Source organism: Roseibacterium elongatum DSM 19469 (assembly GCF_000590925.1).
Taxonomy (GTDB): domain Bacteria; phylum Pseudomonadota; class Alphaproteobacteria; order Rhodobacterales; family Rhodobacteraceae; genus Roseibacterium; species Roseibacterium elongatum.
Genome location: NZ_CP004372.1, coordinates 1153903 through 1171478, shown reverse-complemented (window position 1 = coordinate 1171478; position 17576 = coordinate 1153903). Strand labels below are relative to the sequence as shown.

The 17576-nt window shown below is 60.7% G+C and carries 11 protein-coding genes; 7 read left to right on the top strand and 4 right to left on the bottom strand.

The genetic code is table 11. The annotated features are described in order from the left end of the window. Positions 1-187: 187 nt before the first annotated feature. The 3 genes from ROSELON_RS05545 to ROSELON_RS05535 are packed head-to-tail and all read right to left on the bottom strand — an operon-like array spanning position 188 to position 4275. The gene (locus tag ROSELON_RS05545) at positions 188-1372 is read right to left on the bottom strand and encodes an alginate lyase family protein (RefSeq protein ID WP_025311435.1); all 1185 of its coding nucleotides are present in this window, start codon (positions 1370-1372) and stop codon (positions 188-190) included. Then, positions 1372-2724, bottom strand: coding sequence for an HlyD family efflux transporter periplasmic adaptor subunit (locus tag ROSELON_RS05540; RefSeq protein WP_156945855.1), 1353 nt, complete (start codon positions 2722-2724; stop codon positions 1372-1374). Before ROSELON_RS05540 ends, ROSELON_RS05545 begins: the two co-directional genes overlap by 1 nt. A gap of 33 nt (positions 2725-2757) precedes the next feature. Continuing rightward, a complete protein-coding gene (locus ROSELON_RS05535) occupies positions 2758-4275 on the bottom strand; it encodes a glycosyltransferase (RefSeq protein WP_025311433.1) in 1518 nt (505 codons plus the stop codon). Between the two features lie 389 nt (positions 4276-4664). On the opposite strand from ROSELON_RS05535, the gene ROSELON_RS05530 reads away from it, so the two are divergent. After that, entirely contained in the window at positions 4665-6971 is a 2307-nt protein-coding gene (locus ROSELON_RS05530; protein ID WP_025311432.1) for a DUF4962 domain-containing protein, read from the top strand. Between the two features lie 35 nt (positions 6972-7006). Here the strand turns inward: ROSELON_RS05530 and galU are convergent, their stop codons facing one another. Further along, positions 7007-7915 carry a UTP--glucose-1-phosphate uridylyltransferase GalU gene (galU, locus tag ROSELON_RS05525; RefSeq protein WP_025311431.1) on the bottom strand — a complete coding sequence of 303 codons (909 nt, stop codon included), beginning with the start codon at positions 7913-7915 and terminating at the stop codon, positions 7007-7009. Between the two features lie 612 nt (positions 7916-8527). Here galU and ROSELON_RS17385 point away from each other — a divergent pair. The 6 genes from ROSELON_RS17385 to ROSELON_RS05495 all read left to right on the top strand — a co-directional run bounded on the left by ROSELON_RS17385 (position 8528) and on the right by ROSELON_RS05495 (position 17576). Further along, on the top strand, positions 8528-9433 hold the full coding sequence (locus tag ROSELON_RS17385; RefSeq protein ID WP_025311430.1) for a sulfotransferase family protein: 906 nt from the start codon (positions 8528-8530) through the stop codon (positions 9431-9433). Between the two features lie 742 nt (positions 9434-10175). Next, positions 10176-11312 (top strand): glycosyltransferase, encoded by a 1137-nt coding sequence (locus ROSELON_RS05515; RefSeq protein ID WP_025311429.1) that lies wholly within the window; start codon positions 10176-10178, stop codon positions 11310-11312. Positions 11313-11347: 35 nt separating this feature from the next. Beyond that, the gene (locus ROSELON_RS05510; RefSeq protein ID WP_156945852.1) at positions 11348-12610 is read left to right on the top strand and encodes an O-antigen ligase family protein; all 1263 of its coding nucleotides are present in this window, start codon (positions 11348-11350) and stop codon (positions 12608-12610) included. Continuing rightward, positions 12600-13796 carry a glycosyltransferase gene (locus ROSELON_RS05505; RefSeq protein WP_025311427.1) on the top strand — a complete coding sequence of 399 codons (1197 nt, stop codon included), beginning with the start codon at positions 12600-12602 and terminating at the stop codon, positions 13794-13796. The genes ROSELON_RS05510 and ROSELON_RS05505 overlap by 11 nt, the downstream gene beginning before the upstream one ends. Before the next feature lie 130 nt (positions 13797-13926). Next, positions 13927-15078 (top strand): polysaccharide biosynthesis/export family protein, encoded by a 1152-nt coding sequence (locus tag ROSELON_RS05500; protein ID WP_025311426.1) that lies wholly within the window; start codon positions 13927-13929, stop codon positions 15076-15078. A 191-nt stretch (positions 15079-15269) separates the two neighbouring features. Further along, complete coding sequence (locus tag ROSELON_RS05495; protein ID WP_025311425.1) at positions 15270-17576, top strand: exopolysaccharide transport family protein; 2307 nt, start codon at positions 15270-15272, stop codon at positions 17574-17576.

Genomic DNA, 17576 nt, shown 5'->3' with positions numbered 1-17576 from the left:
GGAAATGCGTCAAACCTGTGCCGAGCCTATGGCACTGGCATGCCCGCTGGCAACGAAAGGCCATGCCACTTGGCGGGAATATCGACGCGGTGCCAGATCTTTCGGCAAGGCGCCCATTCTTGTCGCACCATGCCAACGTGATCGGAGATCGCCGCAGTGAATCGGCCAGGCCCTCCTGCCGTGACCCTCAACTGGGCGGCAAGTCGGACGGCGCCATGAAATAGAGGCTGAGATAACCGCCGAGACTGCGGTTGTAGAACGGCCTGCGGCCCTCCATCAGCGCGGCTGCACGGGGATCGCCGGTTCGGGCAAAGTAGGGTTCGAGCCACGCAAGGAACTGTCCGTCGCGTTCGTGGGGCAGGATTTGTTCGTCGAACACCCCATACTTCTGCACCAGCGCCGGGTCGAGCAGCATGTCGAGCGCCACATCGATGAGGCGCTGCAAACCCACGCCGTCGACCTCGATCTCATAGGCCTCGATGCCCTGCCGTTCCATCATTTCGGCAATCATGACCAGATACATGACCGCGAAGTTCTGATAATGCACGGCCCGCCGGCCACGGATGATCTCGAAGGGAAGATGCCCATCATCCTCGGCCTGCCACAAGGCGCCCAGATAGGCCCTCACGGCGTATTGGAACAGGCCTTCATCCTCGGTCATGATCCCGATCGACATCGCATAGACCGCGCGCCGGTACAGGTGATTGTTGCAGCAAGACGTTGCCGGCAGACCGGATATCGCCGAATGACGCCGCGCAAGGGAAAGGAACCAGGCGTCGATCTCGGCCAGGTCGCCGGCACGGCTTTCGGCCACCTGTGGCCGCACGACCATCAAGGCGAGCGACGCGCTGAAAATCGTGCTTTCGGTGGTGTACCAGGCCTGCCGATGGTCGGTGGAGTAGTCGAAATCCATCATGGCCCCGGCTCGCGCCCATTGCAGCAGAACGTCCACGATGCAGTCGGCGTGATAGCCGTCATTGTTGATCACCTCGGCGGCAGCCAGCGCGCTCATGGCGTCTTCGAAGCCCAGGAACACCCCGACCATGCGCCGCCAGGAGGCATTGTCGACGTAAAATCCTGGCAGGATGATCCTGTGATCCGGGATCGGCAGGGTCAGGGCCGATTGACAGCTATGCCCGATGCCGTGTCGGTCGATCCGGTCGAGCAGCAGTGGGTCGCGCGTGCGCGACAGGCGATCGCGCCGCGCCGCGACATCGAAATACCCCGCCAGGGGGTCCGTCACCGAATAACCCGAGACATCCTGAAGAACGAAGTTGGCAAACGCCTCTTCGGCGGTGAAGCCGGCGGCGTGCTGGCCCATCATGGAGAACCACAAGGCGGCCGCCCAGGATGTGATGGCGCGCAGGCCCATCAAGGTTGATCGGCGTTCGCCGCCGCATCGAACAGGCTGGTGCGATGAATGGCAACCTGCATGGGCTGACCGATCATCGACGGATCGAGGGGCTCGTCGACCGACAGGATGACCGAGGCGAGGGTCGGTTCCTGCCGCAGCCATTGCGGAAAGCCGACACGCGGCTGTTGCCGCGGATCGAGGGTGATGCGCTCGACCTCGGCCGGGATGGATCGGCCGGTGGCCTCGTCGGTCACCACGGCCGAGCGGCCGGTGTGCACATCTGCGATCTCGGATACATGCACCAGAGCTTCGACCCGCAAGGTTTCGCTGTCCGTGCGCGCAAGCACTGCCACCGTATCGCCAGGTACGACCCACGCGCCGTCTTCCTGAAACCAGCTGACCATGCAGTCGCAGGGCGCATAACCGTCCAGTTCGGCCATGCGCAACTGCAGCGCGCGCAACTCTCCTTGCGCCAAGGCCAAGGCGCGCCGCGCTTCGTCCGACGATGCAAAAGGCACGCCATCCGGCGAGAGAGCGAAGGCATCGGGGTCGTTCTCCATTTCTTCGCCGATCTCGGAAAGGTAATCGACGCGCGCAAGAAGCGAGGCTTCGGCACTGGCCAGCTCGGCGGACGAAATGCTGTAGATGGGATCATCCCGCTCGACGATCTGACCGACCGTTGCGATGGGGGTCCGGACCTGCCCCATTTCGGCGCTGATCATCTCGACCTCGGGGGCCGTGATGGTTGCAAATTGCGCGTCGATCAGCACGAACCGGTCGTAAAGGGCCATGCCGATGAAGGCGAACGTGCCCATGATCACGCCGACGGACAAGCCCATTCCAATCACATTGCGCAGCCGCAGACGCCGATTGTCAGCGGCGGCTTCGGGCTCTTTTTCGCTCAAGGTCTGGGGATCGTGATTTTCCAACAGATCGCTGGGGCTTGCGACATAACCCGCATGATAGCTGCGTGCGATGCGCCGCAGGGCCTCGCGCGAGGGGCGCGACATGTCCTTGAAGGCAAATCGGACCACAGGGTCGTCCTTGTCGTCGACGACCTCGACCACCTCGGCCACAGCATCGACCTCGCACACAAAGCCGTACAGCGAAATGCGCAGGCGCACTTCGGCCTCGGTTCCAACCTCGATCGCGACCGCATCCTGTCCTCGCGGCCAGGATGGCTCGTGGTGGGCCTCGAACTCGTCCAGAGACAGGGATCGGCCATCGAGAATCACGTCATCCATCACCACGAAAAACGGCAGTTGGACACCGTGATGCAGGCGGGTGTTTCGCCGAATAGTTCGAATGCCGTTCTGCTTTGGGCGAGTCGGCTCGGGCGGGCTGTCGAGCCCTTTGGAATTCACAGTCACTCCGTCCCCCTTGCAAACCCGTCTGTGGCGTCATCATGCGTTTGCAGCCCGATTGACCCTAAAAAGGTCGTACCGGGCCGCATCGCTGGCCGCGCTCAATTGTCCTGTGAACACCCCGATCCCGATCACGAATGTCGAGACGGCCGCAGCATGGAGCAGGGTTCCCCCGATTGCCTTTGCCGTCTGCCCATGCGCTGCGCCATCGATGGATTGACGCGTCCAGCTTTGGCGGTCGAGATGAAAGAGCAGCTTGCTTTTCATGAGCGCACCCCAAACCTGATTGTAATACAGCAAAAAGGGCCAAACCGGTGCGATGCGCCCGTAGTTCGTGGCCGTGGCCAGTGCCATGACCGTGCGTGTGAGAATGGCCCAGGCGAGGTAATAGATGATGAAAAGGGGGGACAAAAATATCGCCAGCAGGATCGTGGCAACGGGCCCCGCCAAGGACGACCAGATCGACACACGCTGATCCAGCAGCGACCACCAGACAAAAAAGCCGAGCCGGGGCGTGCCGAGTGAAACCGCGCGGGCATTCGCGCGGAGCATGTTACCGAACCAGCGTTGCATCAGCTTGGTCGAGGCAGGAAAGAACCGCCCGGGCGCTGGCAGTTCCTCGAGCCCGTAGGTGACGACATCCGGCACATAGAGCATCTTGCCGCGCGACCTCAGCACATGGAACCAGGTGCTTTTGTCGTCGCCGGTCAGGAACTTGATCTCGCCAAGACGCCAGTGCCAGATGCGGTCATCCTCGACCTGCGCGATGAAATCGCGAGAGGTGGCGATATCGGTGCGGAAAAAAGAGCATCGCCCTGTCAGCACCAGAAGCCGTTTGGAAAGAGCCATGGAGGCCATCAGGGTGTGGCGTTGCGCCAGGCGCAGGACATACCAGTTCCGTGTCAGATAGGTGCCTTTGACAATCGCATCGTTGTTCGTGGTCGCTGCGGCAAGGTCGGGGTCGGCCGAAAAGAACGGGAGAACCCGCGCGATAGCCCCATCGCCAAGAACAGTATCGCCGTCCATGAGGATGGTGACGGACCGGTCGGGTGGACAATCCCGCGCGACGACCCGCAAACCTTCACCGATGGCCGATCGCTTGCCGTCGCCTTTTTGAAACTGGGCGATGATCTCGACCTTCTCCGGGCATCCGGCGGCGAGATAAGCCCGGTGCAAAAGGCGACGGTCCCGGTCGGTCGTGATGGACGCCACGATAGTGGTTGGCACATCACTTTCGACAGCAGCGTCGATCAGCGACGCATAGCATTTCACGAAATCGGCCTCGTCGATATTGTAGGACAGGACAACCGCATAGACGTGATCGAGCGGTGTCGCGACGCGTTCGGCTTGCGCCCTGAGCCTCGGGAACACGCGCTTGAGAAAGATGCGGGACCGCACCTGATGAACCAGCCACCACGAGTATCGCCACAAGGCGATGATGCCGATCGTCGTGAAAAAAAGGCCCGAGGCTTCAGGCCGAGGCGTGGACAGGGCGACATACCATACGCCGATGGCGACCGAGCAGTAGATCGCCCACCATCGCAACGACGCCTGCATATCCCTTGAAGCACCGACCATACAGGCCCACCAAAAATGGCTAAAATAAACTTTGATTAACCATACAGAGAGGTCGGCGATTCCCCAACGAATTCAGCCCATGTGCAGCCATCAGGTGTTGCGGCGCTACAGCGTGGACGGCCACTGGCATCACCTGCCCAAAAAATGGGCTGCGCATGAAACCAAAAAGGATTTGAGCATGGCTGCGCGCCATCTACCGTTCGCGAAGAGTTCATTTCGAGGCGTCTGGGCATGTCGAGTTTGAAACGCCTTCACAAGGTGGACCGCAGCCGCGCACGACGCAGGGGGCTTGCCTCGAGAGTCCTTGGACCGACTACGGAAAATACACCGCTGATCCTGTCAGCTTGCGATGGCAACGGGTTGACCTGATGACCACACCACCCCTTCACCCCCCTTGGGAACCGGATGCTGGCCCGCTCGATATCGGGTATGGACCAAATGGAGAGGAAACCGCCGAAAACCCGCCTGCCTTTTTCTGGATGCCCGCGCCCTCGCCCGATGCGCGATACATGCTGCGGGTATCGCGGGACCCGTGCTTTCCAAAGGACGCCACCTGGTTTTTCGACGATCTCCGATGGAATTTTTTCAAGCCGGATGTCGCTTTCCCTGCCGGAAGGTACCATTGGGCCTACGCATATCTAGACGCAGGCAACAGCCCAGCGCCGCGATGGAGTGCGGCGAGGACGTTCGAAGTCACGGAACAAACCCCCATCTGGCGGTTGCCGAACCTTGATCGAAGCCTGAAGGGCGTGCGTGCGGGGCACCCGCGGCTATGGCTCGGCCCACAGGGCCTTGAGGCGTTTCGGCAGGCTGTAAGGGACGTTCCGGACCAGGTCGGCTGGTCGTCTTTTCTCGACCGATCGGTGCGTCCGTGGATCGACCGTGACCCGATTCCCGAACCTCTGGGGTATCCCGATGACCTCCGTGTCGCGTCAATCTGGCGACAGACCTACATCGCCTGTCAGGAGGTACTTTACGCGATCCGGCATCTGTCGATCGCGGGGCGCGTGGCCGGGGACCGCGACCTTGTCGAGCGGGCGAAAACCTGGCTGTGCCATGTGGCGGAGTGGGACACGGCAGGACCAACATCTCATCGGTACTCGGATGAATGGGCGTTCAGGATCTGCCTTGCGCTGGCTTGGGGCTACGACTGGCTGCATGACATGTTGGATGTCGAACAGCGCCAAAAGGTGCAGCAGGCGCTCTACTTGCGGACACGCGATATTGCAGAGCATGTAATCGGGTCGGTTACACGCAACCCCTATAACAGCCACGCAATCCGCGCCGTGCCGGCGGTGCTGTTACCGGCCAGCCTTGCGCTCCTCGACGACTGCGACGAGGCACGACAATGGCTTGATTTCGCGATCACTTTCCTGGCCACCGTGTATCCACCTTGGGGCGACCGCAACGGTGGCTACGCCGAAGGGCCCCATTACTGGATGACGGCGATGGCCTATCTGGTTGATGCGGCGACCCTGTTGCGCGCGGCCACGGGCATTGATCTGTTTGAACGGCCTTTCCTGAAGGAAACAGGCGATTTCCCCCTTTATGTCAGGCCACCCGACACAAGACGGGCCTCCTTTTGCGACGACACTACCTTGGGCGACCCGCCGGGCTTGAAGATGGCGCAGATCATGCAGCAGCTGGCCGCCACGACGAATAACGGCGCGTATCAATGGTTTGCCGACAAGGTCCGGGCGCAGGACGAAGGCAGTGAAGATCGCTATTTCAACTATGGATGGTGGGACCTTGCCTTCGACGAGATGGTTTTTCGGCACGAGTTCAATCCAACCCCGCCGGTTGCACCACGGGACCTGCCGGCGTTGAAATGGTTCAAGGGAATTGGTTGGGTCGCTTTCCAAAACAAACTGCACGACCCGTCACAGCACGTGCATTTCATTTTCAAGTCCAGTCCCTTCGGTTCACTCAGCCACAGCCATGGCGACCAGAACGCCTTTGTCCTGTCAGCCTATGGCGAGGATCTTGCAATTCAGTCAGGGCATTATGTGGCCTTCAACTCTGCGATGCATCGCAACTGGCGGCGTCAGACCATTTCGAAGAACGCCATTCTGATCGACAGCCAAGGCCAATATGCCGGTCGCAACAAGGCCGCGTGCCGTGCGGCCAGCGGGCGCATCGACGGGGTGGAAACGAGGGAGGATCACGTTTTTCTGCGCGGCGACGCCCGCGAGGCCTATGCGCCCAACGTGCCCGGCCTCGACCGCGTTGCCCGCGAGGTTCGCATTCTGAGCAACCGCTATTTTCTGATCCTCGACATCATCGATGCGTCACGGCCTGTTTCGATTGACTGGCTGCTGCATTTCAATGCGCCCTGCGTCATCGACGGTACGGGTTTTCGCTATACGGGCCGCAAGGCGGGCCTGACAGGTCGGTTCCTTCATCCTGCAGACGGGCCAATTCAGGTCGCGCAGAGAACCGGATTCGAGGGTGTCGATCCCGCCGAGATCGCGGACAAACCGGAAAGCACCTGCCTGATCGCGCGCTTCGCACCGGCCAAGTCGCATCGGATCGGCGTCCTGCTAGCCCCGTTTCCAAGCCAACAAAGCCCCGCGTTAGAAGCCGCGCTAACACCCATCGGGGACATGCTGCATTTCACGCTTCGGGATGCTTCCGGCGTGGATCTGGCGCTAGAGATCGATCCGAACGCCGCGTAAGGGCACGCGCCGACTGTGCACCGCGCCCGGCAAGATCAGCTTGCTTTCACTCGAGGCGGATTGAGGGATACCTGCAGGCAGTCCTCGAGGAACTCGGTGAACTCGCCCGAGAGGTCATCGCGCTCCAGCGCGACGGCCACCGTGGCCATGAGAAATCCAGTCTTCGATCCGCAGTCAAACCGCGTACCGCGGAAGCGGTAGCCATAGACCGGGCGGCCCTCGTCGATCTCGCGGGCGATGGCATCGGTCAACTGAATCTCGCCACCGACGCCGGTCGATGTCTTGCCGAGGTTCTTCATCACGTCGGGCGACAGGACATATCGCCCGATCACGGCGAGATTCGATGGCGCCACAGCCGCATCGGGTTTTTCGACAAGCCCCTTCACGGACACCACATGCCCCATGTCTTCCTGAATATCCAGCACGCCATAGGACGAGGTCTTTTCGGGCGGCACTTCCATCGCCGCAACGATCGACCCGCCGGTTTCCGCATGCGCCTCAATCATCTGCCTCAGGCAGGGCGTCTCGCCGCGAATGATGTCATCGGGCAGAATGACCGCGAATGGCTCGTCGGACAGAAGCCTGCGGGCACACCAAACGGCATGGCCCAGCCCCTTGGCCTGGTGCTGCCGGATATAGGCGATCGCGCCAGAGTCCATATTGGTCGACTTGAGCGTTTCCAGCAGCTCGGTCTTGCCCTTCTTGCGGAGCGTCTGAGCAAGTTCCGGCGAGTGGTCGAAGTAATCCTCGAGCGCGCTCTTGCCGCGGCTGGTCACGAAAATGAACTCCTCGATGCCGGCGGCGCGCGCTTCGTCAATGGCGTACTGAATCAGCGGCCGGTCCACGAGGGTCATGATTTCCTTGGGAATGGATTTGGTGGCTGGCAGGAACCGCGTTCCCAAGCCAGCCACCGGAAAAATTGCTTTGGTAACTTTTTTCGTCATCAAAGGTCGCTCCGTTAATAATGGATTAATCCTTGCACGATTCGCGAAAGAATCCGATTCATTTGTCGGCCGCGACTTTCCTTGAGACGATGCCCGGCACCGCACGCCCAAACGCGAAAGCGATGTAAGTATCTGTTTATGTTTTGAAAATCGTTTCGATACAGAAAATCGCTTTCCTGACTCTATCGTTTCCGCATTGAATACAGTCTTTTTAAATTACGTAATTGCAACCATTCCGTTTCGATAATGGAAACGGACTTTTTCAAAACAGAAAACCACCGAACCGTCCTGCGGCATCACAGTCGGTCGAGAGCGTCTCTAGCATAGCATAACCGACGAGCGATGGGTCTCGGCATTTCCACCAGATCGGCATGCCTGTGCCCCGAGAAACATACTCGAACAAGTCTGCAACCGCATCATGGGTGACTTGGCCAGGCGCTGCTCGCGGCAACATGGCCGCGTCGATTCGTCGGGTCGGCTCAGCAACCACGGGCTTGGCCTTGGCCGTATGTGACACTGACGTAGACGTTATGTGAATTTTTCATTACAGTTTTGTGACGCTGGCTGAGAGGAACGCTGTTTTTCTTCGGCGAGGCATTGGGAGACTCTGATTTGAAACCTGATTTCATCTTCGTCGGCCCGCACAAAAGCGGCACCACTTGGATCGACAACTACCTTCGAAGCCGGGGCGACGTGCAGCTTCCGGTAGCGCTCGGCAAAGAGACCTTTTTCTTCGACAAGCTCTACCATAAGGGCTGGGATTGGTACTCGGGCACCTTCGGAGAGCGTACGAGCGACCACAAGATCTGCGTCGAGGTCGCGCCGTCGCTGTTGGACAAGCCCGAGGCGATCGAACGCCTCGCAAGGGATCTCCCAGACGTCACCATTGTCGCGACCTTGCGCAATCCGATCGATCGGGCGATCGCGCACTACTTTCACTATCTAAAGGGTGGCGAGCCTGACCTGGGCTTTCGCTGGATGGCCGAGAACCACCCGGCCATGATAAACAACGGGCTGTACTACAGAAACCTGAACTGGTGGGCCGAAGTTCTGGGGCGCGATCAGATCAAGCTCCTCAACTATCACGATCTCAACGATAGCCCGTCCGGCTATGTGTCCAGCATCTGCAAAGCACTGGACCTGCCCGAGGTGCAGCCCAGCGACGACGTTCTCCATGCCCGGATCAACGAGGATGGCGACCCCCCGGTGCGGTTCATCGCCAAACTCGCCCGCCGCAGCGCACGGACCCTGCGCCTTGCCGGCGTTCATTGGTTGGTCAATGCGGTGCGTCAGCCCGCGGTCAGGCGCGCGGTCTACGGCCCGCCCCCGACCAAGGAGAAGCGGGAACGGATTCGCGAAGAGGCAAATACGTACTTCTATGACCTGTTCTTCGAGGATTTCTCGAAGCTCGACGATGCTTACGGGTTCGACACGTCGGCCTGGCGCATGCCCGAACGGGTCAGCGAAACCACCGACGCAGACTACTGCCCTACGCCGCCAAGGTTGGCGGTTGGGTAACCGGCCCGATTCGGCTGGTTTCAGACGTGTCGGTTGTATGCTCTCGGGCTGGGCCCGAGGGAGGCCGCCTGCCACTGGCAGGTCGCGGCGCAGTTCTACAACCAGGATTGCTGGTCGAGGGACTGAATTCAAAAGGCGTGAGTCGCGACCACTGCGACGATGCAGGCAAGCCGACCGCATCGAGTTGCATGCCCCACCAACCCAGAAACCGTCAGGCGTCAGTCTTTGTCAGGATGGTTGCACGGGGCATCGCCGCATGGGATCAATTGCGGCAAGCTGCGCTGTCCGTACGGGCGGATGGCCCCGTGGTCACAGCGGCAAGTCTGCCCAGGCGGCCTTCACCTTGCCTCGGCCGGACAAGAGGTGTGTCGACGACTTGCGGCTTTACAACGACCACCAAGTTGCGCTCGTGTCGGATGAAACTCGAATCTCGTTCAAAGATCTGAAAGCCATCACAGCCAAATCACGTTTCTTGCACGTTCCCATCGTACCGTTTCAAGCTACCGCTCGTCCTTGCATTCAACTTTTCGGCAGAATTCCATAGAAGTGGCGCAAAAACACTCAGACCGGACATGACCGTGACTGGCAGGTGATTATCAAGTCGATGGATGGACGGACGGCCCCACACTGCTGCACTGTGCGGTCAAGACAAAAAGGATCGCGTCGCAAGACACCGACACATGGATGAACAGTATCCCGGGGACACATGAACAAGGCCCATACGCCTCTCTCTGAGACAAGGATGCACCTTGCCGCCCGGGGCGTCGAGAACCGGGCGATCCATTTCTACCTGCCCTCGTTCGAAGGCGGCGGGGCCGAACGTTTTTTTGTTAGGCTCGCGAACCACATCGCATCGCGCGGCATACCGGTCCACCTTGTCGTGAACAATGACAACGGGCCGGTCAAAGACCTGCTTTCGGAGAAGGTCGACCTCCATGTCCTTGGCAGTCGCAAAGCCGTTCTATGCCTGCCAAAGCTGGTCGCGCATCTCAAGGAAACACAGGCACAGACCCTGATCTCGGCGCTGACCCGAACGAACGTCGCCGCCTTGGTTGCAGCCCGTCTTGCGCGAACGGGGACGCGGGTCATCGTGTGCGAGCGGAACCAGTACACTGCCTTGCTGCGCGGCATGGACCCGCTTCGGCGCGTCGCGATGAACGCTCTGGTCCGGCATCTTTATCCCAAAGCCCATGCCGTTATCGGAAACACCGATCTGGTGACCAGAGATATCGCCGAGTTCGCCAGCCTGCCCAAAGAAGCAACCGGCGTCATCCATAATGCGGCACCCGATGCGGCGCAGTTGGACGACGCGCGCGCCGCGCCGACCGGGCACCCCTGGTTTGATGACGACAAACCCACAGCCATCGCCATCGGGCGTTTGATGCCGCAAAAGGACTACGCAACGATGCTGCGCGCTGTTGCACAATCCGGCAGCGATCTGCGCCTGATCATTCTGGGCGAAGGTCCGGAGAGGCAGAAACTGGAAGATCTGGCCAGAGAGCTGGGCATCGAAGATCGCGTCGACTTCCTCGGGTACCGCATGGACCGCTTCAGGTATCTCGTGGCCGCCGATCTCTTCATCATCAGTTCCGTGACCGAAGGATTCCCGAACGCCTTGATCGAAGCGGTCGCAGCAGGCATTCCCGCGATCTCGACGGATTGTCTTGGCGGCGGCGCGCGGGAAATTCTCGGCCGTGAATTTCCCGACCGCATCACACCGATTGGCGACCCTGAGGCCATGGCGATGGCCATCCGTTCGGTGCTCGACGCGCAAGATGCCGCGTCCTTGAACCTGCAATCCGAACGCATCGCGCGCATTGCCGAAAGATATCAGATGTCCGAGGTCGCTGACGCCTTTCTGGCGAGGGCCTGGGAATGAACACACCGATGCGCAGCATTGAATACGCCATCGCGATGTTCGGCCTGTTCTTCATGTCCGGCACCCTGACAACGGCCCTGACACCGCAAGGCTCGGAAACGGCCCCAATGGTGCAGCTGCTGGGTGCGTCGCTTGGCCTGTTCGGTGGCATCGCCTTGCTGACCATCAAGGGATCGCTCTCACGCATATTCTCATTGTACTGGGCATCGATCCTGCCCGTGTTGTTTGCGCTTGCCACCCTTGCATGGACGGCCGCCCCGGACCTGACCTTGCGACGTGTTGGCAGCCTGGGGTTGACCACGGCCTTTGCATTCTGGATCGCCTTTCGGTTTTCGCCGAAGCAACTGTTTCATCTTGTTGTGCTGGCCTCGGCGGTGATCATACTCGCCAACTTCGCCAACATTCAGCTCAACCCGGCGAAGGGCATTCATCAATCCTATGACGAGATCGCCGCACACCACGCCGGCAGCTGGCGGGGCCTTTTCGGTCACAAGAACGATTTTGGCCGTGTGATCGCGCTGACCGCATCGATCGTTGTGCTAGGGTTCGTTTTCGATACCGGGGGCCGTTATGGTCGGTGGCTGATGCTACCGATCTTGGCCATCGCCGGACTGATGGTGCTGAGATCGAATTCGTCGCAGGCGGTCCTGCTCGCCGCGACGATTCCGTTTGGCATCGCGCTGTTTCTCGCCATGCGGCGCATGTCGCCGGCGGGCCGTTCCCTGTTGATTCTGATGGCACTCCCTGTCGCGGTGATCTCCGCGGTGTCTGCCCAGATGATCTTTGAGTATACACTGCACCTGCTTGGGCGGGACGCCACCCTCACGGGTCGAACGGTCATCTGGGAAGGGGTGATCGTTGCACTGGGCAGCACAAGCGTCGCGGGGGGCGGCTATGGTGCCGGTTGGATCATCATCGGCCCGCGACTGACGGCCCTGACCGGGGCCGATGTCGGCCACGCGCATAATGGCTTTCTCGATTTGCTGGTCGATGTGGGTTATATCGGCGTCGGCCTGACACTGTTCTTCATCGCCTGGCTGGGGGCGCGGGCATTCGGCAACCTGATGCGCAACGCCAAACCCGAGCTTTCGGCACTGGCGTTGACCTTGGTCCTCTTTTCGCTGGTGGGGAATGTGGCCGGCTCGTTCCTGTTGGAGCACAACAGCATCTACTGGGTGCTGTTGGTTGCGACATTCGCAAAACTGCGCGATGCGCCCGACGCCGAGTTCCTGCCGCAACGCTTTTCGACACACCCCCACCCTTCCTTGATGTATCGATCGGGTCTGCATGAAAACTGATCGCGATCGTCCAAGCGAAATCGCATCGGTGCCACGCGTGGCACCGGGCACACGCATTTCATTTCTCATCAACTCGATGGAGGGCGGAGGCGCCGAACGGGCAATGGCCAACCTGCTTGGGCATTTGCAACCGCACCTGGATGGCTGCGATGTCGACCTCATCCTGCTGGACGATCTTCCCAGGAAACAAGCCCTGCCCGAAGGCCTCAGGATCGTCACTCTGGATGGCAGGCAGAAGATGGCGCGCAGCCTGGTCCAGCTTTTCCGGCATTGGTCGGGGGCGGATCGTCGCCCGGATGTCTGCATCAGCTTTCTGGCCCGCGCCAATGTGATCAATGTTTTACTCGCCTACCGTTTCGGCCACCATGCCATCATCAGCGAGCGCGTGAACACCTCGAGCCATATTGCCGGGTCCCGCGCCGAGCCGCTGTTGGCATGGATCACAACGCGAACCTATCCGAAAGCGGCCCGTGTCATACCCGTCAGCAGCGGGGTCGCCGACGATCTAGCCGGGCGGTTCGGTGTGCCAAGATCGCGTATGTCGGTCATCGGAAATCCGATCGATGCCAGCAAGCTGAATGCCATGGCCAAAGCGCCGCCGACGATCCCACTGCCCGCAGACTTCTTCCTTGGTGTTGGGCGGCTGGTGCCCAACAAGAATTTCAGCCTTCTCATAGAGGCATTCGCGCAGTCGGAAACGTCGTCGTCACTGGTGCTTCTGGGCCAAGGTCCCGAGCTCGAGGCCCTGAACGAGAAGGCCGAACAGCTTGGGGTGTCGGATCGGGTGCATTTCGCGGGTTTCGTTGAAAACCCCTATCCGATCATGGCGCGCGCACGCGCTTTGGTATCGGCATCGCGCGCCGAAGGTTTCCCGAACACCCTGATCGAGGCGATGTCTGTCGGCTGCCCGGTCATCGCGACGGACTGCCCATCCGGCCCGGCGGATGTCCTGGCCAGCGTGTCCGCGCGGCATGCCCCCTGGCCCGACGAAGCACACGGATTGTTGGTCCCGATGGAGGATCGCGCAGCCATGGCCGAGGCGATCGCCGTCATGGGAGATGACGCCACACGCAAGCGCTATGCGTCCAAGGCATCGTCCCGCGCCATGGATTTTGGGCACGACGCCGTCACCAAGGCCTATCTCGACCTGATCGCGTCAGTCACACGGGGGCCCAGCGCGCGATAGACTAGAATTTCTTCGTTAAGATAATGGCCGAATCATGCAACGGTCTGTTGATGGAATTTAAGGACGTAGGACTATGACATTAGCCCGTATGATGGCTCGAGTTTTTTGCGCAGGTGTTACTCTCTGGCTCATGGTTGGCACGGCCGCAACGGCGCAGGATCGCTATCTGATCGGCCCAGGTGACCGGCTGAGCGTCACCTTCCTGGCTAACCCCACGTATGATCGGCAGGTTCAGGTTGGAATCGACGGTGCCGTTCACCTTCCGCTGCTCGGGGAACTCAATGTCGGCGGTCAAACCATCAACGAATTGCGGGAACAAATTCCCAGTTTGATGACCGGCGCCGTGTATCGAGAGCGCGTGAATGGTGAATACCTCCTGGTCTCGATCGAACCCGAAGAGGTGTTGATCGACGTCGTGGAGTATCGCCCGGTGTATTTCGACGGCGCGATCAACAGCCCCGGTCAACAATCGTTCCAGATAGGCATGACGGTTCGGCAGGGGATCGCCGCGGCATCCGGGCTTGCGATTGCGGATCAAGGTTCCATTTCCGGATCGGAACTGCGGAACCATCCTAGGGTGCTGATGGCCGATCTGATCGGATTGCTTGCGGAAATGGCGGTTCATGAAGCCATCCTTGCCGGTAGCGATGAACTCGACCTGTCCGACCTCCAGGCACTCAATGCGCCGGCAGATCTGATCGAGGAGGCGATTGCCCTTGCCCGTAGCCAGGTCCAGACCTCTGGGGACATCCTGAGCGAAGAGATCACGTTCCTCGATACCTCGGTGCAAGAGGCGGAGGCACGGGTCATCGCAGCGCTTCGCCATGAAGAGACGATGACCGAAATCGCCGAAACCGAAGCCGCCGAAGTCGAGCGTGTCGAAGGCCTCGTGGCGCGGCGCATCGTGTCGAGCGAGTTGCTGACAACCACGCGTCGGCTGTATCTGCAGGCGATCGAAAGGTTGGGGGATGTGCAGGCGGAGCGATTGGAAGCGGAAGCTTCGCGGCGTGAACTGGTCCTCGAGCGCAATCAGGCCATGCGCGAGCGCGCGCTTGAAATCCAGGCACGCCTGCAAGAGCTGTCTCAACAGGTCGCGCAGCTGCGGGTCCGGATCGAGCTGAGTTCGGCGGTTCCGACGACCGTGGCCCTTGACGAAGCGCCCACGACCGTTCCGCGCATTGTCATTTTCCGCCAAATCGGTGGGCAATCCCAAGAGATCGACGCACGGCCGGACACCCTGCTGTTACCCGGTGACGTCGTGAATGTTAGTTTCCGAAACTGAAAGGGACTATGCGCGTTTGGGGCATAGTCCCTCTTCCGACCAACACGTATTGGTATGCATATTCATGTCGAGATCCTTTGGCCGTGATTTTTCTGGGGCGGGGCTGTCATGGCCTGATCCCAAGGAGAGGTTGAATGAACAATAATAACTCTGGCGCGAAGCAGAGTGGTTTTCGCCAGGCTCCGCCGCTCATGATTGGCGGTGAGGACGGGCGCGACGCCGGCCGTCCTTCGTCGGCGCCCCTCTTCGATTTCCGGTCGGTGCGGCGTCTGCTGCGCCGGCATCGTCTGTTCATTGCCATCGTGTGTGCAATCTGTATCGCCGCCACCGTCGTTCTGGATCGCCTGACGCCGACGGTCTATTCGGCCTCGACGCGCATCTTGTTGGACGAACAGGCCATCAACCCGTTCGGCCGCGATGAAATCTTCTCGGACCTGAGCCTGAGCAACCCGGCTGTGGAAAGCCAGATGCAGGTGATGCGATCGCCCTATCTGCTGTCGCGCGCGGTAGATCGCCTGGAACTCGGCGAAAACGAGGAATTCATGGCGCCCGCCACCACGGAGATCGGCGAAAGCATTCGACGGCTGAGAGACCGCGTGTTCCCGATGTTCGCCGAAGAGCCGCCGGAGACCACACCGGCCGAGCGGTTTCAAATGGCGGTGGAGAAACTGGGCGACAACCTTCGCGTCACGCGCAATGCGCAAACCTTGGTGATCCGGCTTCAATACACGGCCAGTTCGCCGGAACTGGCCGCCGAGATCGTGAACGCGGTGGCACAGACATATATCGACAACCGCCTTGGCGTGCGCCAGGAGACCGCGCAACGGGCCGCCGAATGGTTCGATGCCCGCATGGCCGAATTGAATGTCAGGGCGCTGGAAGTCGAGCAGCGCATGGAACGGATGAGCGGCGGCGGTGGCGATGCGCTGGACGCCTCGGAAACGGCGGCCAGCCTGCAACGCGCCAGACAAGAACTGCAGAACGCGCTCGCGGAGCGCGCGCGCGCCCAGACAGACGCCTTGCGGCTTCGGGCTCTGGTCGAAAGCGGACGCGGGTTGAGGGGCGTTCCGTCGACCCTCGAGTCCGATGCGCTGCAGACTCTGACCGAAGAGGCGAATGAAGTGCGTGCCGAGCTTGCCTTGGCGCTTCAGGCCTCGCCAACCGACAGCGCCGAGGTCGCAAGCCTGACCGATCGGATCGAGTCCCTCGAGTCCGCGGGCGCTGCGGTCCTGAACGGTTTGCTGCAAGACGCCGAGGCCCGCGCGACCGAGACCGAGACGAATGTTCAGACGGCGCAGGCCCTTTTTGACGAGGCCCGCGACTCCAGCGGCGGCAGCGTCACGAACGCCATCGACGTCGAACTGCGTTCGCTCGAAGGCGAAGCGCGGATCTACCGGGAACTCAATGAAAGATATCTGCAAAGCTATCTCGAAGTCGTTCAACAACAGAGCTTCCCCTCGACCGAGGCGACGATCATCGAAACCGCCCTCCCGCCAGAGTACCCCGACGGGGCAAGCCTGAGGGAGCTTGGCATCCTCGCGTTTCTGATCGGGCTATCGCTCGGTGCCGGCGGGGCTTTCTTGCGCGAAACAATGGATGGAAGCATCCGCACCACGTCGCAACTTTCCAAGAGCGCCCGCGCGCCGGTTCTGGGGCTCTTGCCGCCTGCCACATCGCGTGTCGACGAGGAAAAGGAGAAAGGCGAGCAAAGGCGATTGCCGGCCATCAGCGTGCCGAAAAGACGGGTCAACTACACCCACGAAGTGATCGCGCTGCCGGAAAACAGGGTCTCGCTGACGAAAACCGCGCCCCAGATCTACGCGACGATCTCGGCACCTCTGTCCGCCTATTCCGAGTCGATCCGCCGCGTGAATGTCGAGGCCGACAACATGCGGTCCCTGGTCGCCGGCGACAGAGCGCTCTACCCGAAATGCATCGGGTTCATTTCCGACCGCCCCAGCCAGGGCCGCAGCGTCGCTGCCGCAAATTACGCCGAGATGCTTGCGGTCGGTGGTGGGCGCACGCTCCTGATCGATATGGACTGGACGGGTCTTTATCTGACGGAATGCATCAGCCCCGCGGCACATTTCGGCTTGGCGGAACTTACCGCGGCCACGTCGTCGATCGAGTCGAACGAAGCCTTCTGGTACGACGAGCGGACATCTCTGTATTTCATGCCGAACCGTTCCATGGACAAGGAAGCCACGATCGACCCGGGTGTCTTCGATCAGGCGCGGCTCAAGTCGCTGCTGCATGCACTGACCGCCAAATTCGACAACGTGGTCCTCGACATATCGCCGATGGCCCATTCGTCCGATGCGGCCGGTTTCAGCGATGTCGTGCTTGGCTACGTGGCTGTTGCCGACTGGGGGAACACGCGATCGGACTCCCTCGCCAAGGAACTGCGCCGTGCGGCGATCTTCCCTCCCAAGCTGCTGGGCACCTTGTTGAACGGCGTCTCGCAACGAGAGCTGGATGAATACGAAACCGCTGTGTGA